This window comes from Enterococcus sp. C63 (genome assembly GCF_040887215.1).
Lineage (GTDB): Bacteria > Bacillota > Bacilli > Lactobacillales > Enterococcaceae > Enterococcus_B > Enterococcus_B hirae.
Map to the genome: position 1 here is coordinate 198,703 of NZ_JBFOFI010000003.1, position 18,483 is coordinate 217,185.

16 protein-coding genes and 1 pseudogene are annotated in these 18,483 nt (G+C 36.7%); 2 read left to right on the forward strand and 15 right to left on the reverse strand.

Annotated elements, in window-relative coordinates; all coding sequences use genetic code 11:
- Nucleotides 1-104 precede the first annotated feature (104 nt).
- The gene (locus AB3H90_RS06275; RefSeq protein ID WP_081128037.1) at nucleotides 105-1,004 is read right to left on the reverse strand and encodes a deoxyribonuclease IV; all 900 of its coding nucleotides are present in this window, start codon (nucleotides 1,002-1,004) and stop codon (nucleotides 105-107) included.
- Between the two features lie 292 nt (nucleotides 1,005-1,296).
- Between AB3H90_RS06275 and AB3H90_RS06280 the strand changes: the two genes are divergently transcribed.
- The gene (locus AB3H90_RS06280; RefSeq protein ID WP_368016406.1) at nucleotides 1,297-3,642 is read left to right on the forward strand and encodes a transglycosylase domain-containing protein; all 2,346 of its coding nucleotides are present in this window, start codon (nucleotides 1,297-1,299) and stop codon (nucleotides 3,640-3,642) included.
- Nucleotides 3,643-3,731: 89 nt separating this feature from the next.
- On the opposite strand, the gene AB3H90_RS06285 is transcribed toward AB3H90_RS06280, so the two are convergent.
- Together AB3H90_RS06285 and ccpA are read right to left on the reverse strand one after the other, a co-directional pair.
- Nucleotides 3,732-5,885, reverse strand: coding sequence for a hypothetical protein (locus tag AB3H90_RS06285; RefSeq protein ID WP_368016407.1), 2,154 nt, complete (start codon nucleotides 5,883-5,885; stop codon nucleotides 3,732-3,734).
- 212 nt (nucleotides 5,886-6,097) lie between these two features.
- Complete coding sequence (gene ccpA / locus AB3H90_RS06290; RefSeq protein ID WP_010718548.1) at nucleotides 6,098-7,099, reverse strand: catabolite control protein A; 1,002 nt, start codon at nucleotides 7,097-7,099, stop codon at nucleotides 6,098-6,100.
- A 207-nt stretch (nucleotides 7,100-7,306) separates the two neighbouring features.
- Here ccpA and AB3H90_RS06295 point away from each other — a divergent pair, with 207 nt between their 5' ends.
- Nucleotides 7,307-8,410 carry a Xaa-Pro peptidase family protein gene (locus AB3H90_RS06295; RefSeq protein WP_010737965.1) on the forward strand — a complete coding sequence of 368 codons (1,104 nt, stop codon included), beginning with the start codon at nucleotides 7,307-7,309 and terminating at the stop codon, nucleotides 8,408-8,410.
- Nucleotides 8,411-8,650: 240 nt separating this feature from the next.
- Here the strand turns inward: AB3H90_RS06295 and AB3H90_RS06300 are convergent, their stop codons facing one another.
- From AB3H90_RS06300 to phoU, 12 genes and pseudogenes are all read right to left on the reverse strand, one after another.
- The gene (locus tag AB3H90_RS06300; RefSeq protein WP_275689562.1) at nucleotides 8,651-8,782 is read right to left on the reverse strand and encodes a hypothetical protein; all 132 of its coding nucleotides are present in this window, start codon (nucleotides 8,780-8,782) and stop codon (nucleotides 8,651-8,653) included.
- A 267-nt stretch (nucleotides 8,783-9,049) separates the two neighbouring features.
- A complete protein-coding gene (locus tag AB3H90_RS06305) occupies nucleotides 9,050-9,646 on the reverse strand; it encodes a YtxH domain-containing protein (protein WP_034699167.1) in 597 nt (198 codons plus the stop codon).
- A 2-nt stretch (nucleotides 9,647-9,648) separates the two neighbouring features.
- A complete protein-coding gene (locus tag AB3H90_RS06310) occupies nucleotides 9,649-10,089 on the reverse strand; it encodes a DUF948 domain-containing protein (RefSeq protein WP_010718552.1) in 441 nt (146 codons plus the stop codon).
- Nucleotides 10,090-10,218: 129 nt separating this feature from the next.
- A complete protein-coding gene (gene galU, locus AB3H90_RS06315; protein ID WP_010718553.1) occupies nucleotides 10,219-11,157 on the reverse strand; it encodes a UTP--glucose-1-phosphate uridylyltransferase GalU in 939 nt (312 codons plus the stop codon).
- 15 nt (nucleotides 11,158-11,172) lie between these two features.
- Complete coding sequence (locus AB3H90_RS06320; protein WP_010718554.1) at nucleotides 11,173-12,198, reverse strand: NAD(P)H-dependent glycerol-3-phosphate dehydrogenase; 1,026 nt, start codon at nucleotides 12,196-12,198, stop codon at nucleotides 11,173-11,175.
- A gap of 43 nt (nucleotides 12,199-12,241) precedes the next feature.
- Nucleotides 12,242-13,072: a prolipoprotein diacylglyceryl transferase gene (lgt, locus tag AB3H90_RS06325; RefSeq protein WP_010718555.1), complete on the reverse strand. Its 831-nt coding sequence runs from the start codon at nucleotides 13,070-13,072 to the stop codon at nucleotides 12,242-12,244.
- A 14-nt stretch (nucleotides 13,073-13,086) separates the two neighbouring features.
- The gene (gene hprK, locus AB3H90_RS06330) at nucleotides 13,087-14,025 is read right to left on the reverse strand and encodes an HPr(Ser) kinase/phosphatase (protein WP_010718556.1); all 939 of its coding nucleotides are present in this window, start codon (nucleotides 14,023-14,025) and stop codon (nucleotides 13,087-13,089) included.
- 191 nt (nucleotides 14,026-14,216) lie between these two features.
- Entirely contained in the window at nucleotides 14,217-14,567 is a 351-nt protein-coding gene (locus AB3H90_RS06335; RefSeq protein WP_010737969.1) for a phage holin family protein, read from the reverse strand.
- On the reverse strand, nucleotides 14,567-14,875 hold the full coding sequence (locus AB3H90_RS06340; protein ID WP_010718558.1) for a PspC domain-containing protein: 309 nt from the start codon (nucleotides 14,873-14,875) through the stop codon (nucleotides 14,567-14,569). Before AB3H90_RS06340 ends, AB3H90_RS06335 begins: the two co-directional genes overlap by 1 nt.
- 216 nt (nucleotides 14,876-15,091) lie before the next feature.
- Nucleotides 15,092-16,663, reverse strand: coding sequence for a daptomycin-sensing surface protein LiaX (gene liaX, locus AB3H90_RS06345; RefSeq protein ID WP_368016409.1), 1,572 nt, complete (start codon nucleotides 16,661-16,663; stop codon nucleotides 15,092-15,094).
- A gap of 241 nt (nucleotides 16,664-16,904) precedes the next feature.
- Nucleotides 16,905-17,549: pseudogene (locus AB3H90_RS06350) on the reverse strand (hypothetical protein).
- Nucleotides 17,550-17,805: 256 nt separating this feature from the next.
- On the reverse strand, nucleotides 17,806-18,483 hold the full coding sequence (gene phoU / locus AB3H90_RS06355) for a phosphate signaling complex protein PhoU (protein WP_010718561.1): 678 nt from the start codon (nucleotides 18,481-18,483) through the stop codon (nucleotides 17,806-17,808).

Here is an 18,483-nt window from a genome sequence, read left to right on the forward strand (position 1 = left end):
ATTTGTTGAAATGTCTTCGTGAAGTAGATAAATCACGTTTTTTTCTACTAATATCAGTAGATTTTGCACAAATCCTACAATCAAAACTTTAAGGTTTCATTTGTTTATTCATTCACTGCTGCTAATAATTCTGGGAAAGCTTCTGGATCAAAGTGTTTTTCTTTTAACATAGCAATTTCTTTTCCATATGGTGCATAGGCCGTTTTTTTCTCTTTCCCTACATAAGGGGTTTCTAAGATTTTGGCAATATCTGAAAACATCGGTTCATGTACGATTTCTTTCAGTGCATCAAAACCGATCGTACCGAAACCAATATTGGCATGACGATCCTTATGTGACCCTTGAGGATTCTTCGAGTCATTGATGTGTAACACTTTCAATCGATCCAAGCCGATTACTTTATCAAATTCTGTCATGACACCTGAAAAATCATGACACACGTCATAGCCTGCATCGTTCGTATGACAAGTATCAAATGTCACAGACAGTTTTTCATTCAAAGTCACGCCATCAATGATCTGCGCTAATTCTTCAAATGTCCGACCGACTTCCGTCCCTTTACCAGCCATTGTCTCTAAAGCAATTTGTGCAGTCTGTTCTTTCGTCAAAACTTCATTCAACCCTTCAATGATTTTGGCAATACCTGCTGCGGCACCTGCACCGACATGGGCACCTGGATGTAAAGTGATCTGGGTTGCTCCTAAAGCCTCCGCTCGGACGATCTCTTCTCTTAAAAATTGAACCGCAAAAGGAAACATCTCCGGTTTAATCGTATTTCCCAAATTAATAATATAAGGTGCATGAACCACTATATCAGATAATCCATGTTCCTTCATATACGCTTTCCCCGCTTCGATATTCATGTCTTCAATTGCTTTACGTCTAGTATTTTGCGGTGCTCCAGTATAAATCATAAAGGTTGAAGCACCGTAACTTGCAGCTTCTTCTGCTGCCCCTAATAGCATTTTTTTCCCACTCATGCTTACGTGTGACCCTAATAACATAAAATTCTTCCTCTCCATGAAAAGTGAATCAATGATCGAAATCCTTATCAAGCCATATTACATTCATTGATAATCACTCTAAATAAGCTAATCTTTTTCTATTTTAACTGAACATATAGGGAAAGGAAAGTTTACGACTCGAAAACCGGTCTAGTGCTTTAAGTTTCTCGTTCACTCTATCATTCAGAAAAAGAAAGTTGAAATAATCCTTATAAAAATCACCATATCTGTTTTTTTGTTCCATTATTTGCTATAATTAGCGAAATAAAACTATTAGTTGAGGTGAACCCTTTTGCCACGTAAAGATACTCGGAAAAAGCAACATCGAAGGAAAAAGCAAAAATGGTTGGGATTAAACATCGCTTTTGGTGTCTTCCAATCACTGACTACTTTTATCGTCGTCCTTCTTCTGCTACTGGCAGCCCTTGGTGTTGGTATCGGATCTGGTTATTTTGCCTATCTTGTTGAAGATACCGAAATACCATCCAAAGCAACCCTGCAATCAGAGCTTGGCAACATTACAGAAACATCTAAACTTGTTTATGCTGACAATTCTGAAATATCAAAGATCCAAACTGATTTAATGCGGACAGCCGTTCCTTCAGATCAAATTTCGCCTTTATTGAAAACTGCAATCATTAGTACTGAAGATGAGTATTTTGAGCGACATAACGGCTATGTACCAAAAGCTGTTTTGCGTGCTTTATTTTCTGAAGCAACTGGTATCGGTTCTTCCGGTGGTTCCACGTTGACTCAACAGTTAGTCAAACAACAAATCTTGACTGATGAAACAACATTCAAGCGAAAAGCAAATGAAATTTTATTAGCGGCACAAGTCGAGAAACACTTTTCCAAAAATGAAATTATTTCTATGTATCTAAATGTTTCTCCATTTGGTCGAAACAATAAAGGACAAAATATCGCTGGTGTACAAGAAGCAGCGAAAGGAATCTTTGGTGTTAATGCCAAAGATGTCAACTTACCACAAGCTGCCTTTATCGCAGGCTTGCCACAAAGTCCGATCACTTATAGTCCTTACACAAATACTGGGAGTTTAAAAGAAGACCTTTCAGCAGGATTGAATCGAAAAGATGTGGTTCTATTCAGCATGTATCGTGAAAATAAAATCACAAAACAGCAATATGAAGAAGCGAAAGCTTATGATCTCACGAAAGATTTCTTACCACAACAGATTGCTGAACAAAGTGATCGTGAGTTTCTATATTATACCGTTATGGGTGAAGCCACAGAGATCATCACTAAACAATTAGCTGAAAAAGATGATGCAGATTTATCTGATAGTTCAGTCTATGATGCCTACTATCAAAAAGCACAACAAACGATCCAAAACAAAGGTTATACGATCCATTCAACGATCGATAAAAATGTTTATGCGGCAATGCAAGAAGCAGCAAAAAGTTATGGTCATCTATTAGACGATGGCAAAGCCACACAAGTTGAGACAGGAAATGTCTTGATGGATAATAAAACTGGTCGTATCTATGGTTTTGTTGGTGGTAGAAATTATCTACAAAACCAAAATAATCATGCTTTTGACACCCAAAGACAAGCTGGGTCTTCGATTAAACCAGTACTCGTGTATGGTCCAGCCATCGATATGGGGCTCGTAGGATCAGAATCACGTGTTTCTGATTACGCAACTACCTGGCAAGAAGGAAGTAACGCAGGAGAAAAAATCGTCAATGCAACGAATGAAGGTTCTAATACCTTCCAAACGATTCGAGAGTCTTTGGAATGGTCTAACAATATCCCTGCCTATCATTTATATCAGGATGTTTTAGAAAATGGTGGTTCTAAACAATATGCTTATGAAAATTACTTGGCAAAAATGAATTATCCAACCAACGATAATTGGGGCGTTGAGTCTGCACCTTTGGGAACCGTTGATGTAACGACTTTGGAACAAACCAATGGCTTCCAAGCTTTAGCTAATGGCGGGGTCTATCAAGAAGGTTATTTGATTGATTCAATTACTGATAACTCAGGAAAAGCCATTTACAAACATGAGGAAAAACCTGTAAGAGTGTATTCTGAAGCTACAGCATCAATTATGAATGATATGATGCGTAGTGTAATCACTGCGAAAATCACGACACCTTTTAAAGATGATATTACTGCTTTAAATCATGAACTGGGACAAGCGGATTGGATCGGCAAAACAGGTTCAACAAATGACTACCGTGATTCTTGGCTGATTGTTTCAACGCCATCTATTACGATCAGTAGTTGGGCAGGTCACGATGACAACACTGGAATGGACTCAAGAGCCCGATTACGTTCTTCTAGCTATTTAGCCAATCTCATTAATCAAGTATACCAAGCAAATCCAGCGATGTTCGGGACAAAGGATAAATTTGAATTATCTTCTGATGTCTCCAAGAAAAAAGTAGCATCCTTTACAGGACAACTTCCTGGTAAAGTTACTGTTGATAAGAAAACCATCGAAACGCCAAGTCAGACAGTTGAATCGCTTTGGGCAAAAAATGGTCCAAAAAAATCAACATTCAAGTTTGGTGTCGGTGGAACGGATGAAAACTATAAAAACTATTGGGGAACTGCTTCATCCTTTGCTCGAGAACATCCAGCAAAAAAAGAAAATGATAAAGAAAAAGAATAACTCAGACTTTGTCAAATAATATTGATGAAACGCACCAACATTATTTGACAAAGGACCTAAAAAACAGTCGCCAATTATGGCGACTGTTTTTATCTTGTTAATTTTTCAGTAGCGCCCATACGCTTTTTTTCTTGCTGTTTGACTAAGTTCATTGCTTTATTCCTTTTTTGATCCACTGTTTGCTGTTGATGAGTATTTTTATCTGTAGTCGGTGAATATTTAGAATGATTTAGATCATTGGTAGCAGGTTTGCTTTTTTCTTTTTCATATGTGACTGGTTCCCATACCCCAATTTCAAACCACAGCGGGTTCGTTTCACTTGATTTCTTTAGGTTATCTGACTGTTGGTCATTTCCATTGATATTCATCGAGGGCTCAGCTTTTTCTAAATATAGGCTGGTTCCTTCTTTGAATTTAGGAGCAGTCAAGCTTTTAAAGGTGCTAGGGTTAAAACTATTTAGATCATTGGTAGCAGGTTTGCTTTTTTCTTTTTCATGTATGACTGGTTCCCATACCCCAATTTCAAACCACAGCGGGTTCGTTTCACTTGATTTCTTTAGGTTATCTGACTGTTGGTCATTTCCATTGATATTCATCGAGGGCTCAGCTTTTTCTAAAGGTAGGCTTGCATCATCTTTGTCTTTTCCTTTAAAGTCACCTGATTGCCGGTTATCCCCTTCTTTGACAGTCATCACTTGCTTACTTTCGATTTCCCTACAATAATCGCTATTGTTTTCTCTATTTGGCTCTTCAGGACTTTGCATTTTACTTTCATCTTTATTCCAATTGGTTCTTTCGCTACTGTTAGTTTGTACTTCTATCCATACTTGTGGGTCATGCTGTTTTTGTTTCTCTTCTTCCAAACGTATGCTGTCAACCCTTTTTTGATTACGTTCATTTGAAGCTTCACGTCCTTTTCTCCTTTTGTTGACAGGATCTAATAACTCAATAGATTGATTGTTTTGAAATTGGAAGACTGTATCATTTTCCATGCTTTTTTTCAAAATATCGTTAAAATTGTCTCTAAACCGTCCATATATTTGACTTGCTTTCCTACTAATGCTAACTAAAATAGCATCGATTTTACTGTCAGACAATTCACTTTTTTTCAAAGTAGAAAGATATTCAAAAGAATAACTCTCCGTATGTAAACCTATATGTTTTGCTAAGATATAACCAATCGCTTCTGATTTAAAATATTCTAATTGGTCTGGATGATCGGTACTAGTCACTCTTGTCTTATGTATGGCTGAACGCATAAAGTTACTCAATGTTTGTTTATCATTCATTCCTGACTGAATCTCGATTGGCATATTTTTAAATTGGTTAATACTTTGGAACAAAATTTGGTAGAGAAATGAATCAACTGTTTGATTCCCTACATAGTATGCTGGTCTGGGTATTTCTTGCTTTTCCGCTAATTCACTAACATCGAAAACCTGTACTAGAAAAGAGGCTGTTAGTTTACTTTTTGTTTCTTTGTCGAAACGTACTTCTATATGGTCTCTATAAAGTGCGTCTGGACCCAGTTTTAATTTTTTTCCTAGTTTCTTCCATTCCTGAGCCTCGAGAGCCAATTGGACCTCTGGTTTTTGGGCGATCAGGTTTTGGGTTATTTTTGAATGTTGCCAAGGAAGATGCGCTGTAACAGATAAAAACTTAATAAAATTATCCTCTTCTAGAAAAGTTGAAAGTTGTTTTTTTCGATACGTTTCAATCCCTTCCCTATCCCCCCGTTTATTCAAGCTTTGTATACTTTTATCGTCTATTCCCTCATTAAACCTAAGAGTTAGTATATATTCAACTCCTTCTGGAAATAAGTCAATTGAGTTAACCAACTTATTACCACGTTCATTAATATGATGTGCCATACTTACAAAATAATAAAATTTTTCTATGATCTTTTCTTTATTTTCTTCTATAAACGGACGATATAATTCCATTCCCGGATCCTTAGTTACTATTACCAGTGAAGAATCAAGATACAAGGAATGATTAAAAACAAAACCTGGAGTACAGCGACGATTGTTCTTGTACTTCTCTTCCATTACTGGCAATGGATATACAAACTCTGTAAAAATTTTCTCTGTAAAAGATTTAATAGGAATATACCAATTTCTCCTATTTCTTTCCAATGCAAGATATGTCCTATTTAAATTTTCTAATGTTATTTCTTTGTACTTTGAAGTTTTTAACTCATCGTAAACATCAGGAAGCAGTTTCACAAAATAAATATCTGACATTTATAACTTCTCCTTACAATTTAGATTTTCTCTTCTGATAGAGATTCCATTTCATTATACGGAATAAAAAGCTAAAATTTGTCCAAGTTTTTACAAAAAAATAAATAGTTGTTCTTGTTAACTAGCTAAAAGCTTCAACGAATGTTTACTTGTTTCATTTTAGAAGTTAAAAACACTCCACTAGCATCATCTAGTGGAGTGTTAATCACTTATTATTTCGTCGATCCTTTTTCTTCAATTCCATAAGGTAAGATAATTGTTTTTTCTTCAACTTCTTCTTTATTCATCATTTTTGTTAATAGACGCATTGAAACGGCACCTAAATCATACAATGGTTGTGTGATACTTGTTAGGCGTGGACGTGCAACTTCTGTTAACAATGAGTTATTACTTGTAATGATCTCAAATTCTTCCGGTACTTTCACACCCTTATCTAAAAGACCATCTAAAATACCGATAGCTAATTCATCATCTGAAACATAAACAGCTGTTGCGCCACTGTTATGAATGCGATCAACTAAAGTTAATCCGTCTTTAAAGTTATACTCTGCTTCAAAGATCAAACCTTCGCTGTAAGGTAAATTATTTTCTTTAAGTGCTTCTTTATATCCTTTCAAGCGATTTTGACCATTGATTGGATCAATCAATGCCCCACTGACAAAGGCAATTTTTTTATTGCCATTCTTAGCTAATTTATTGACAGCATCCTTAGTTGCTGAAGTGTAATCGATATTCACACTTCCAACTTGTTCATCAGGGTCAATTGAGCCAGCCAATACTACAGGAGTCTTAGATCGAGAAAACTCACCACGGATTTCATCAGTGATATGATGTCCCATGAAGATCACGCCATCTACTTGTTTTGCTAACAAGTTATTTAATACATTCACTTCTTTTTGATCATTGCCGTCTGAATTTGCTAAAATGATGTTGTATTTGTACATTGTAGCAACATCATCGATCCCACGTGCTAAAGAAGCAAAAAACATATTGCTGACATCTGGAATGATTACCCCTACTGTCGTTGTCTTCTTACTTGCTAGCCCACGTGCAACAGCATTCGGACGATAGTCCAATCGATCAATGACTTCTAACACTTTTTTTCTAGTCGCAGGTTTGACATTCGGATTCCCGTTAACGACACGTGAAACAGTAGCCATCGAAACATTTGCCTCTCTCGCTACATCATAAATAGTAATTGTTTGCTTTTCCATTCTTGCTCTCCTGTTCATTTTTATATGTTTTCTGAAAATACGCTTTACATTTCTAAAACAGGATAACAAATAATACTCAAAATTGCAACCGTTTTACTACCGCTTTCATGAAAATAATTCATTTTTTCACTTTTATACGTTGGTCTTTGAAACATTAAGTGGTACAATTATCTAATAATTCAATAAATTAGAAAGAAGGATGCCAAAATGAATAACGTAAAAATCAACGAATTACGTAAATGGATGGCTCAAAATCAAGTGGATCTTGCCTATATTAGTGATCCAGGACACATCGCTTATTTTTCAGGATACGAAAGTGAACCCCATGAACGTGTCTTAGCACTATTTATCCCACTTGAACAGGATCCTTTTTTATTCACTCCGGCTTTAGAAGTTGAAGATGCACAAAACAGTGCATGGTCTTTTGATGTTCGTGGCTATTTAGACAGCGAAAATCCTTGGGAAATCATTGGGAAAGAAATTCGTCACCGTTATGGTCAGCCTGGAAATATCGGAATCGAAAAAAATGCGTTAACCGTTGATCGTTTCGATGCCATTTCAGATGTTCTAACTGGTTCTGACAACTTTACTGATTTAACAGCAATCATTCAACGTCTCCAATTAATCAAAACACTGGAAGAAAAAGACCAATTACTTGCTGCTGGTAAATGGGCAGATGTTGCCTTTGAAATCGGCTTTAAGGCAGTAAAAGAAGGTGTTACTGAGCAAGCAATCATTGCAGAAATCGAATATCAACTAAAAAAACAAGGTGTTTCGCAAATGTCGTTTGACACGCTTGTTTTAGCTGGTAAAAACGCAGCAAGCCCCCACGGTGCTCCAGGCAGCACAAAAATTTCGCCTAATGAACTTGTTTTGTTTGATTTAGGTGTTGTTTGGGATGGTTATTGCAGCGATGCTACTCGAACTGTAGCCTATAAAAAACCAACTGAATTTCAGGAAAAAATTTATCAAATCACACTTGAGGCACAATTAGCTGCCCAAGCAGCTGTACGTCCCGGCGTAACGGCTGCCGAACTAGATCAAATTGCAAGAAATGTAATCAATAGCTATGGCTATGGCGAATACTTCAATCATCGTCTAGGTCACGGAATCGGAACCACTGTCCATGAATTTCCTTCCCTTGTAGCAGGAAATGATTTAGTCATCGAAGAAGGCATGTGCTTCTCCCTTGAACCAGGAATCTATATCCCTGATCAAGTAGGTGTTCGAATCGAAGACTGTGTCTATGTGACAAAAGACGGCTGTATTCCATTTACAACTACGCCAAAAGAATTATTGGTTATTGAATAAGGTCGTGAAAGAAGCGGTTAACTCCGAACGAATAAGCGATGATTTTTTAAAATAGCTTCTCATATTTTAGAAAATTATCGTTTATTGTTGAGGAGTTGCTTCTTGAACGCCGTGGATCAGAGGTTGTGAGAAGAGCGGCTTGATCTGAGCGCTCACCAAGTAAAACCTGCGACGAGTAATCACAGGAGCAGTAAGGTTGAAAATCTCGAAACAGCTTCCCATGTTTTGAGATTTTTTGACTTATCGCCGAAGATCAGCTCTTTGAACGCCGTTTATCACTTCTACATCTATTAATGAGTCTAGGGCGACTGTTAGTCCTAGACTCATTTTTTTCTTATCTTCAACCTCACTAATTGTTGTTGACCCATTCATACCAAAGAGCTCTGGTTACCAATAGATTTTACGAATTCTTCTGATCATTCTGGTCCTTTTATAGTGTCTTCACTCTCATGGTAATAAGCATGCTATCAAGTGATTACGCAAATTAGACCTTTACATTATGTATTATTCTAGTAATTATCAAACAAAAAAATATCAAAGCTAGGAAACTTTGCTAGCTTTGATATTCATCACTTGTTCCGTTCGATTAACCAAAATCGAGATAGCATCTATTGATTATTTACAAAAAATAGAAATTGCCTATTTTCCATTGTCAGTAAATGTATCTTTTAAATCTTCTTTTTTAGCTTTTACGTCTTCTTTAGCCATATCTGCCATTGCTTGCGCATCTTTTGCGACTGGTTTTGCTTCAGCAATGCCTTCTTTGACTGTTTGTCCAGCTTCACCTGCAGCATCTTTCGCATTGATCATCATATCTTCAGATGCATCTTTAACTGTTTCATTCATTTGTCCGACTGGCTTTTTAAGCTCATCTGCTGATTTCTTGAAGCGATGAGAAAGATCTTCTGATTGTTCTTTTAATGTTAATAAAATGTCTTCAGACTCATCTTCGACATCATTTGCAGAATGATTGACTTTATTTTTCACGCTACCAGCTAAGTCACCAGCTTGTTGGGATAGATCTTGCGCTTTTTCTTTTGCGATGTCTGTTAATGTCGCTGATTTTTCTTTTGCCATATCCGTGTAGTCTGAAGCCATATCAAGTAAATCATCTGCTTGTGCAGCAAGTTCATCGCGTAGTTCTTTTCCTGACTTTGGTGCTAATAATAATGCTGCGACTGCCGCTGCTGTCCCACCAATAACTGCTCCTAGTAAAAATCCACCTTTTTTTGCCATAATTAAATTCCTCCAGTCTTTTCTGTATGTTTTTTATTTTTGAAAAACTTTAAAGCTGTGCCACCAACTTTTCCAGCCACGGTAGCTTTAGCTGTTGTACGCCCAATCCCACCAACTTTGGTTACGATATTTTTACTTGATGTATTCAATTCTGACACGCTTTCACTTAAATCTGCGATAGCTGTAAATAATGGATCAATCGTTTCTACTTTCCCATTGATGTCTAAAAGCAATTCATTACTTTTGACTAGTAAACCTTCCACCTGCCTTGACAAAAGATCGACATCTTTGGTGACGACTTCAATCGTCGTATTTGCTTCTGCCACTGTTTGATCCACTTTTTCTAATGTTTTTGATAATTGTAACAATACTCTTATGATAAAAACAACGAGGACTGCAAATGCGATGGCCGCAATCAGCCCAGCAATTTCTCCGCCTGTCATACTCGAACTCCCTTCTGATACTCTTTCTATAAGCATAGCATTTTCGCATTTTTTAAACAAATAAAAAATAGCAAAGCTTCAACTACTTTTTTTGGATAAGAGCAGTTGAAGCTTTCATTGCTAAAAAATTTATTTTTTCAGCTCATCTTTTGATTCAATTTTTTTGTTGTCTTTTTTTGGTACCATCGTTTGATCAGCTTCTAATTGTTTCCCTAGCTCTTTGATATATTCTTTTAATGGTTCGCCGACTTCTGGATGAGTCAAGCCGTATTCGATACTGGTTTTCATGAAACCAAACTTGTCACCAACATCATAGCGTTTGCCTGTAAAGTTACGAGCAAATACTCGTTGTGTTTTATTCAATGTATCAATCGCATCTGTCAGTTGGATCTCATTCCCAGCACCTGGTTGTTGTTCTGCCAAAACATCAAAGATTTCAGGAGTTAATAAATAGCGTCCAATAATAGCTAAATTACTTGGTGCTTTACTTGGGTCTGGTTTTTCAACGAAGTTTTTAACATTGAACAATCCTTCTTCTAATTCTTCACCAGGATTAATAATTCCGTATTTAGACGTATCTTTTTGTGGCACTTCCATCACTGCGATTGTTGATGCATGTGTCCGCTCATAGTCATCAATCAATTGTTGTGTCAAAGGTACTTCATCTTCCATGATATCATCACCTAACATCACAACAAAAGGTTCATTACCGATAAAAGCACGGGCTTGTAATACAGCATGTCCTAACCCTTTTGGATGAGATTGACGAATGAAGTGTAGATTTACATCAGTTGTTTCTTCAACCAACTTCAATAATTCTGTTTTCCCTTTTTCACTCAAATTCGTTTCTAACTCGATATTTGAATCAAAATGGTCTTCGATTGGTCGTTTTGCTTTCCCAGTGACGATCAAAATGTCTTCGATCCCTGATTTAAGTGCTTCTTCTACGATAAATTGAATCGTTGGTTTGTCAACGATTGGAAGCATTTCTTTTGCCATCGCTTTTGTTGCAGGTAAAAATCTTGTTCCTAAACCTGCTGCTGGAATAACTGCCTTTTTTACTTTCATTTTGTCATCTCTCCTCTAAAAAATTAATCGTGAAAATTCATTTTCTTTTTTTCCATCTCGCAACATGATTTCTCTTGCCGCAATTTGTACATTTTTATTTTCATAAAGTACTTCATAAATTGTTTGAGTGATTGGCATGTCTACACCTACTTGCTGAGCAAGTTCTTTTGCGGCTTTTGTCGTATGGACACCTTCCACAACCATCCCCATATTTTCCAATACTTCTGACAGTTCATGCCCTTTACCTAACAAATTGCCCGCTCGCCAATTTCGCGAATGGATACTAGTACAAGTAACGATCAAATCGCCCACACCACTAAGACCAATAAAAGTCAAGGGGTTGGCACCCATGGCAACACCTAAACGACTGATTTCAGCTAAACCTCTAGTCATAATAGCAGCTTTTGCATTATCCCCGAAACCTAATCCGTGGATTGCTCCTGCACCAAGAGCAATAATATTTTTCAATGCAGCCCCCATTTCAACCCCAATCACATCAGGGTTGGTATAAATCCTAAAATAATGATTCATGAATAACCTTTGGACAAAGGAAGCTGTTTTTTGATCTGTGCTAGCAGCTGTGATCGTAGTAATGTCATGATTTGCTACTTCTTCTGCGTGACTCGGACCAGATAAAACAGCAATGGATTGACGTTTGTCACTCGGGATCTCTTCTAAAAGAATTTCTGAGATCCGTTTGTGTGTTTCCTGTTCTAGACCCTTGCTTGCATGAATGATTACAGGCTTGGTATTCAATTTAGTGACCACCTCTTGTGCTACAGAGCGAATGGCTCGTGTCGGAATCACGAATAACAAGGCATCAATATCTTGAACTGCCTGTTCCAACTCACTAAAACCACGGATTGACGTTGACAAATGATAGTCGGGTAAATATTTTTGATTGGTGTGTTGTTGGTTGATCTCGTCTATTTGCGATTGACGATGTCCCCATAGGCGAACATCATGTCCATTTTCAGCAAGAACTTGCGCAAGAGCTGTCCCCCATGAGCCAGCTCCTAAGACTGCCACCCTATATTTCATTTTACCACTCCTGCTATTTTTTTCATTTTTTTAGCTCTGTAAATTAGATAATCATTTGATTTTTACCAAAAGTGCGATCGTAATCTGGTAGATTTCCTTTTTTTCTACGCCAGATAAACAGAATAATTGTTCCAACGAATAAAAAGGCTGACAACAATTGGGAGATCCGAATAACACCTAAGAAGTATAAACTATCTGTCCGTAATCCTTCGATAAAAAAGCGCCCGAAGCTGTACCACATCACATAAACAAGTAAAACTTCTCCTTTTTTCAGTAAATGCTTTTTGTTTCTTAAAAATAGGAGTAGGATAAAGCCAATCAAACTCCAAACGGATTCATATAAAAAGGTAGGTTGACGATAAAAACCTTCAATGTACATATTATCAATTATGAATCTTGGGATATGAAGATTTTCTAAAAAGATTCTCGTCGTGACAGGGCCATAAGCTTCATGATTCATAAAATTTCCCCAACGCCCAATTGCTTGAGCGAGTAGGACACTTGGTGCGGCAATATCTAAAAATGTCCACATGGAAATAAAGTGGTATTTGGTAAAGAAGTATAAAGTAATGGCACCTGCGATTAATCCACCATAAATAGCTAACCCGCCAGAACGGATATTGAATATTTGAATAGGATCAGCTATATATTGTGGTAAATCAAATAAAATATAGTACAACCGTGCGCCAATAATTGAAAGTGGCAATCCCCACAACATAAAATCAGTGACATCCTCAGATTTTAAGCCAACTCGTACGGCTTCACGGCTACTTAGCCACATGGCAATAATTATTCCCGATACAATGATCAAAGCATACCAATAGATTGGTATTCCTAAAAGATTGAACGCTACCCGATCGATTTGCGCTATCATGTTTCCACTCCTTGCTATTGTGCCCCTGAATTTTCTTCGATCAGACGACTTAATCTTTCTTCAAACGTTTTTGTTGCATCAAATCCCATCGTTTTTGCTCGGAAATTCATTGCTGCAACTTCGATGATGATGGCCACGTTTCGTCCAGTTTTGACAGGTATTTTTATTTGTGGAATCCCCACTTCTGCAATTTCCACAGAAGTATCTTCAGAACCTAGTCGATCATATTTTTTGTCCTTCGCCCAGGCTTCTAAATAAACGGCTAACTGCACTTGCATTGAACCACGGACAGCACTTGCTCCAAACAAGTTCATGACATCAATGATTCCGATCCCTCTGATTTCTATCAAGTGTTCTAAGATTTTTGGTGGTTCACCAATGACTGTCAGTTCATCTTGTTGATAAACATCTACTCGGTCATCAGCAATCAGGCGATGACCACGTTTGATTAATTCTAATGCGGTTTCACTCTTACCGATTCCGCTATCCCCTTGAATGAGTACACCTAACCCATAAACATCGACTAGCACACCATGAACGCTCGTTCTAGGAGCTAAACGACCATCTAAATAACTAGATAATTCTCCAAGCAAACGGGATGTGGAGATTGGTGAACGTAAGACAGCCATACCGTATTCGTTGGCTGCTTGAATCATTTCTTCAGAAGCTGGAAGCCCCCGAGAAATAATGAATGCTGGCATATCCTCACTGCACAATCTTCTCATGATCATCAGTCTTTCTTCCGGCATCATCCGTTCAGCAAAGCTAATCTCTTTGCTCCCAAATAATTGTAAACGATCATGTGAATAATAATTAAAATAACCGGTCAATTCTAAACCAGGTCTTGAGATGTCACCAGTTACGATAACACGCTCCAAACTCTTTTCATCACCAGTCACTATTTCTAATGATAATTTTTCTACTAATTGGCTTACTTTTACAACTTCTGCCATTCGTGCTACCTCATTTCTATTAGAGTGTTCCTTCCCATTTTATCATTGTCTGACAAAAAGTACTACCAAATAAAAAAAACGTTTTTATTTTAAATTCACTTTTTTTATAAAACAAAGCAAAAAGGTACAACCAGGGAATTTAAGACATTTCCCATGGATGTACCCTTTTAGTCATTATCGATTGTTCACGTTTACCTTCTACTATTGTGTTCACTGACAATCATATTCACCACTGACATGATCACAGCAATCAAAAAAGCTGATCCAAAGGAAGCAAAATTAAAATTAGATGCTCCAACAAAAAAGGAAGTCATCTTCAAGATTGCCGCATTGATGACAAATGTGAACAAGCCCAGTGTCACTAAAGTGAATGGTAGTGATAAAATTGTTAGAATAGGTTTAATGAACATATTCAAGATAGACAATACGAAACTTGCTAAAATAGCTGTCCAAATACTATCTACATAAATCATCGTCGGAAAAATCACTGCCAGAGAGATGAACGTCAACGTATTCACGATGAGGCGCTGAAGATAAGACATTAGAAGTCACTCCATTCGTCATCATTGACCTTTTCCGCCTCTTTACGTTTTTTTGTTTGTTCATGATGATAATTATTATTTTGATAATATTGGTTTTCATGCCCATAACGAGTCTGTTTGTTTCGTCCAGAAGGGATGAGCAAAGCCAATAAAATATATAAGATAACTGGACTTCCAAATGCCACTAAGCTTAGGAATACATAGATCACACGAACTACCGTTGGATCAATTCCAAGATATTCTGCAATCCCAGCTAATGTACCAGTCAAAACAATATTTTTATTTGATTTTGTCAATTTTCTTTTCATTTTACTTTCACCTCTGTTCTATTCATTTTAATGGAAGAAAAAGAGTGTGACAATAGATAAACTGTTCATTCTCACTACACTTTTTCTCCAAAGATTTTTGCTTTTCCTCGTTAAAGGAACGAATGACCAAGTATCATCGTTTAATAGTGAACGTACATCCCACTTATCAATCCTGCTTTCGATTGTTAGAATAAGCTAACTCACCGGTTGATTACTTTATTGATCCGTATCTTTTAAATAAATACTACCAGTCGTAGTCGATAATTGGATTCTAGCTACTTCATTTTCAGAGAGACGACGGAACTGTAGTAATTGATTGGTCCGTTCTTTTTTTTCACGGATTACTTCATAATCAGTCAGGCGGCTGTTGATGCTGCCTAAACTTGTTTTCGCATTACCTTCCATGCCAATTCCTGTTGGTAAAGCTACTTTGACATTGCCATTGACTGAACTTGCTTCAATTTTTTTCAAATGTTCTTCTTTCATTGTCAACCGTACATCCCCATTAACGAGAGAAACGGAAAGATTTTCAGGGGTTGTTCCTACAGTGACCGTACCATTCACTGTTTCGATGATCGAATCTAAGATTGCACCTGATTGAACATCGATATTCCCATTAACGCCTTCAATTTCAAGCATGGTTGCTTGTAATTTTTGAATGACGATATTTCCATTTGTCGATTTGGTGTACACATCTTTACCTTCTAAGTCGTTAATCGTAATATTCCCATTTAACAATTTGATTGCTGTATGGTCATATACTCGTTTTGGTAAATAAAAGACTAGATCCGCACGTACACGTTTATTTGGAATTTGGAATGAGACATGCTCATCATTGACTTCAATTTGACTACGTTCTAAGAATGCCTCGAATGGTTCTGCATTCATTTTACCGTATAATTTAATTTTAGCTTCAACTTTCACATCTTCACTTTCCCAAGTTTTCAATGTGACATTTCCGTTTGCAGCTTTGATATCAAGAATACTTGCTGCAGGTGCTTCATAATAAAATTCGTGTTCAAATTTTGTCGTTGCGATACCTGGTACACGTAGATTGACATCTTTCCATTCCATGTTTTCATTAACTGTTTCCGATACCGTTTGGAATGTCTTCCGCAAAAACTTGCCTAGCTGAGAACCAGCTTCAGACATTTTTTCTCCAACTTGGTTCAATGTATCGTTGGCTTGTTCTTTCCAGTCATCTGGTAACTCAAATTTATCAGCAATTGTTTCTTTCTTTTCTGTCCATTGGTTTTTGCGAATATCTTTTAATTCTGCTTCTAGTTTCAATTGTTCTTCTGTTAATTGTTCACTCGCAGCTTCTAATTCCTTGATCTCAGATTCAAGAGTCTTTCTTTGGAGAAGCTCATCTTCTGTTAGTTCATCCAATTCTTCTTTGGTATTCAGCTGCATCAATGTTTCCTGTTTGTCATTGCTTGCCGCTTTATTTTGTGCTAACTTTTCATTCACTTCGTCTAAATGAGCCGACGTTTGATTGGCTTGTGTTGCTAACTCATCTAAGATACGTTCCAAATTTTCTTGATCTTCTTTTTCGTTTTGTTTTGGATCGGCATTAAAATGGATTTCTTCTGATGTGCCATTTTCCAATTCATCGATCAATTGAGTTGCTTGATCTTTTTCTTTATGACTAGCAGTTACTTTATCTGCTTCTTTTGCGATTTGCTTTTCATCTTTCTCAGTTGCCATGCTTTCTAATAAATCTAAGCCCTCTTCAGTGGAAAGGATCCCTTTTTTAACTAAGTCTAAAATACGTTCTCTTTCTTTCATGGAAATTGCCTCCTTAAGCAAATATAGTTTGCAAGCTTTTCCTTACATTCATATTATGCACGGAATGGAAGAAAAAGTCATAGGACTTAAGTTGTAACTTTTTCTCCAACTTGAGTTACTGAACGATTTACTTCCCATTGAACCAGCCAATAATGCTTTAAAAACAATATTTCTTTCCCTTTTTATGGCAAGAAATATTGTTTTCTAATTTTTTATGAATTATGTATGAATATTATAGATATTAAAAAAGCAATTGGATAAATGACCATAAATAGCGTATAACACGAAACAGGATAACTAGTAAAAATATATTTCCGACAATAAAACGTCCCATATTACCAATGCTTTCTTTTAAATTACTAAATGTAAACCGACGCAAAAAACGTGGCATTGAATGATAGCCGTTTCGCTTCAAACGAAACTTTTCTTCATAGGTTAGTTCAAGCATATCATAATAAACAATTTGAAGTGGTTCACGCGGAAAAAAGGACTTGGAGAATCCAACCATCAATGTTTACTGTTTATTCCTTGACGGCAAATTACGCATACCAGTTTTGTTAATCCTGACACTCTTGTCTTCAAGATCATTATAGCTATACTCTGCTTCTTGGATCTTAACGATTTTTGCTTCTGGTTGATTTATCTCTAGATATTTTTGATAGACCTCTGGAAATTTTTGTTTTTGCAGATAAAGATAAATACCTCCCCCAGCAATGATTATCATCAGTAAAACATTATAAAGCAAATGTTCCTGAAAGATGCCTGTATAAGCCAGAACAATCACGAGTACGAATGCTAAGATTAGAATTCGCTTCCAATAATAACTTTGATACATTCTTTTGATTGTCCGCTCATAATAAGCAAAATCTTGCTCAACAAATTTCATCTTCTTTCACTCCTTTTCATCTCTATGCTCTTATTATAATTGAACGAGTTGAAAAAACAAAGACTAGTCGCTGAATTTCGATTATACAAAAGACAATTAGTCTTGACCTTTTTCTCTCAGAGAAGTCAGCAATATTCACTCTAAGTCTTCAAGTTACAAAAAAACCGAAGAATTCCTAGGATATTTCCTATTTTGGAATTTTTCGGCTTATTTCTTATAACTCACACGTTGATCGTTACTTTCCAATCTTCAAGAGTTAGAAAATTTCGTTATGATTTGAGTTTAATTCGGTTATTTTTCCTGTAGCTAGATACACGATCCATTCACAAATATTCGTTACATAATCGCCAATCCGTTCTAAGTAGCTGGCAACATTTAGATAATCTGTCCCACTGATGACTGTTTCTGGATCAGACTGCATATTTTTGATCGTTGCATTGTAGATGCGATTGAAATAATCATTGACCCGTTGATCCATATTTGCGATCGTTCGAGCATCTTTTTCATCCGTTTTGACGTAAGCAACCAACACATTGTCCACCATTTTTTTGACATAATCAGACATATCAGAGATTTCTTTTTCGATCTCTGGGATTCTGGTTTGACCTTTCACACGGATCGTTGATTTGGCAACTGAAACCGCATGATCTGCCATTCGTTCCAAATCAGAACTAGCTTTCATCACGGTAATAATCATCCGTAAGTCTGTAGTCACTGGTTGTTGCAAAGCAATCATTTCAAAACTTTTTTTCTCTAAACGTGTTTCCATGTCGTTGATTTTAATATCATTTTCGATCACTTCTTGAGCAAGTGCTTTATCATGTTTGATATAAGAACGAACTGATTTATGCACTGCACTACTTACCATCATCCCCATCTCATAAAATTGATTATGAAGGTTAAGTAGTTCTTCTTCAAACTGTGTACGTAACAT

Excerpts from the sequence above, each read along its gene's own strand:
- AB3H90_RS06275 (WP_081128037.1), bottom strand. The coding sequence starts at position 1,004 with ATGTTATTAGGGTCACACGTAAGCATGAGTGGGAAAAAAATGCTATTA.
- AB3H90_RS06285 (WP_368016407.1), bottom strand. The coding sequence starts at position 5,885 with ATGTCAGATATTTATTTTGTGAAACTGCTTCCTGATGTTTACGATGAG.
- ccpA (WP_010718548.1), bottom strand. The coding sequence starts at position 7,099 with ATGGAAAAGCAAACAATTACTATTTATGATGTAGCGAGAGAGGCAAAT.
- AB3H90_RS06295 (WP_010737965.1), top strand. The coding sequence starts at position 7,307 with ATGAATAACGTAAAAATCAACGAATTACGTAAATGGATGGCTCAAAAT.
- AB3H90_RS06300 (WP_275689562.1), bottom strand. The coding sequence starts at position 8,782 with ATGAATGGGTCAACAACAATTAGTGAGGTTGAAGATAAGAAAAAAATG.
- AB3H90_RS06305 (WP_034699167.1), bottom strand. The coding sequence starts at position 9,646 with ATGGCAAAAAAAGGTGGATTTTTACTAGGAGCAGTTATTGGTGGGACA.
- AB3H90_RS06310 (WP_010718552.1), bottom strand. The coding sequence starts at position 10,089 with ATGACAGGCGGAGAAATTGCTGGGCTGATTGCGGCCATCGCATTTGCA.
- galU (WP_010718553.1), bottom strand. The coding sequence starts at position 11,157 with ATGAAAGTAAAAAAGGCAGTTATTCCAGCAGCAGGTTTAGGAACAAGA.
- AB3H90_RS06320 (WP_010718554.1), bottom strand. The coding sequence starts at position 12,198 with ATGAAATATAGGGTGGCAGTCTTAGGAGCTGGCTCATGGGGGACAGCT.
- lgt (WP_010718555.1), bottom strand. The coding sequence starts at position 13,072 with ATGATAGCGCAAATCGATCGGGTAGCGTTCAATCTTTTAGGAATACCA.
- hprK (WP_010718556.1), bottom strand. The coding sequence starts at position 14,025 with ATGGCAGAAGTTGTAAAAGTAAGCCAATTAGTAGAAAAATTATCATTA.
- AB3H90_RS06335 (WP_010737969.1), bottom strand. The coding sequence starts at position 14,567 with ATGTCTTATCTTCAGCGCCTCATCGTGAATACGTTGACGTTCATCTCT.
- AB3H90_RS06340 (WP_010718558.1), bottom strand. The coding sequence starts at position 14,875 with ATGAAAAGAAAATTGACAAAATCAAATAAAAATATTGTTTTGACTGGT.
- liaX (WP_368016409.1), bottom strand. The coding sequence starts at position 16,663 with ATGAAAGAAAGAGAACGTATTTTAGACTTAGTTAAAAAAGGGATCCTT.
- phoU (WP_010718561.1), bottom strand. The coding sequence starts at position 18,483 with ATGTTACGTACACAGTTTGAAGAAGAACTACTTAACCTTCATAATCAA.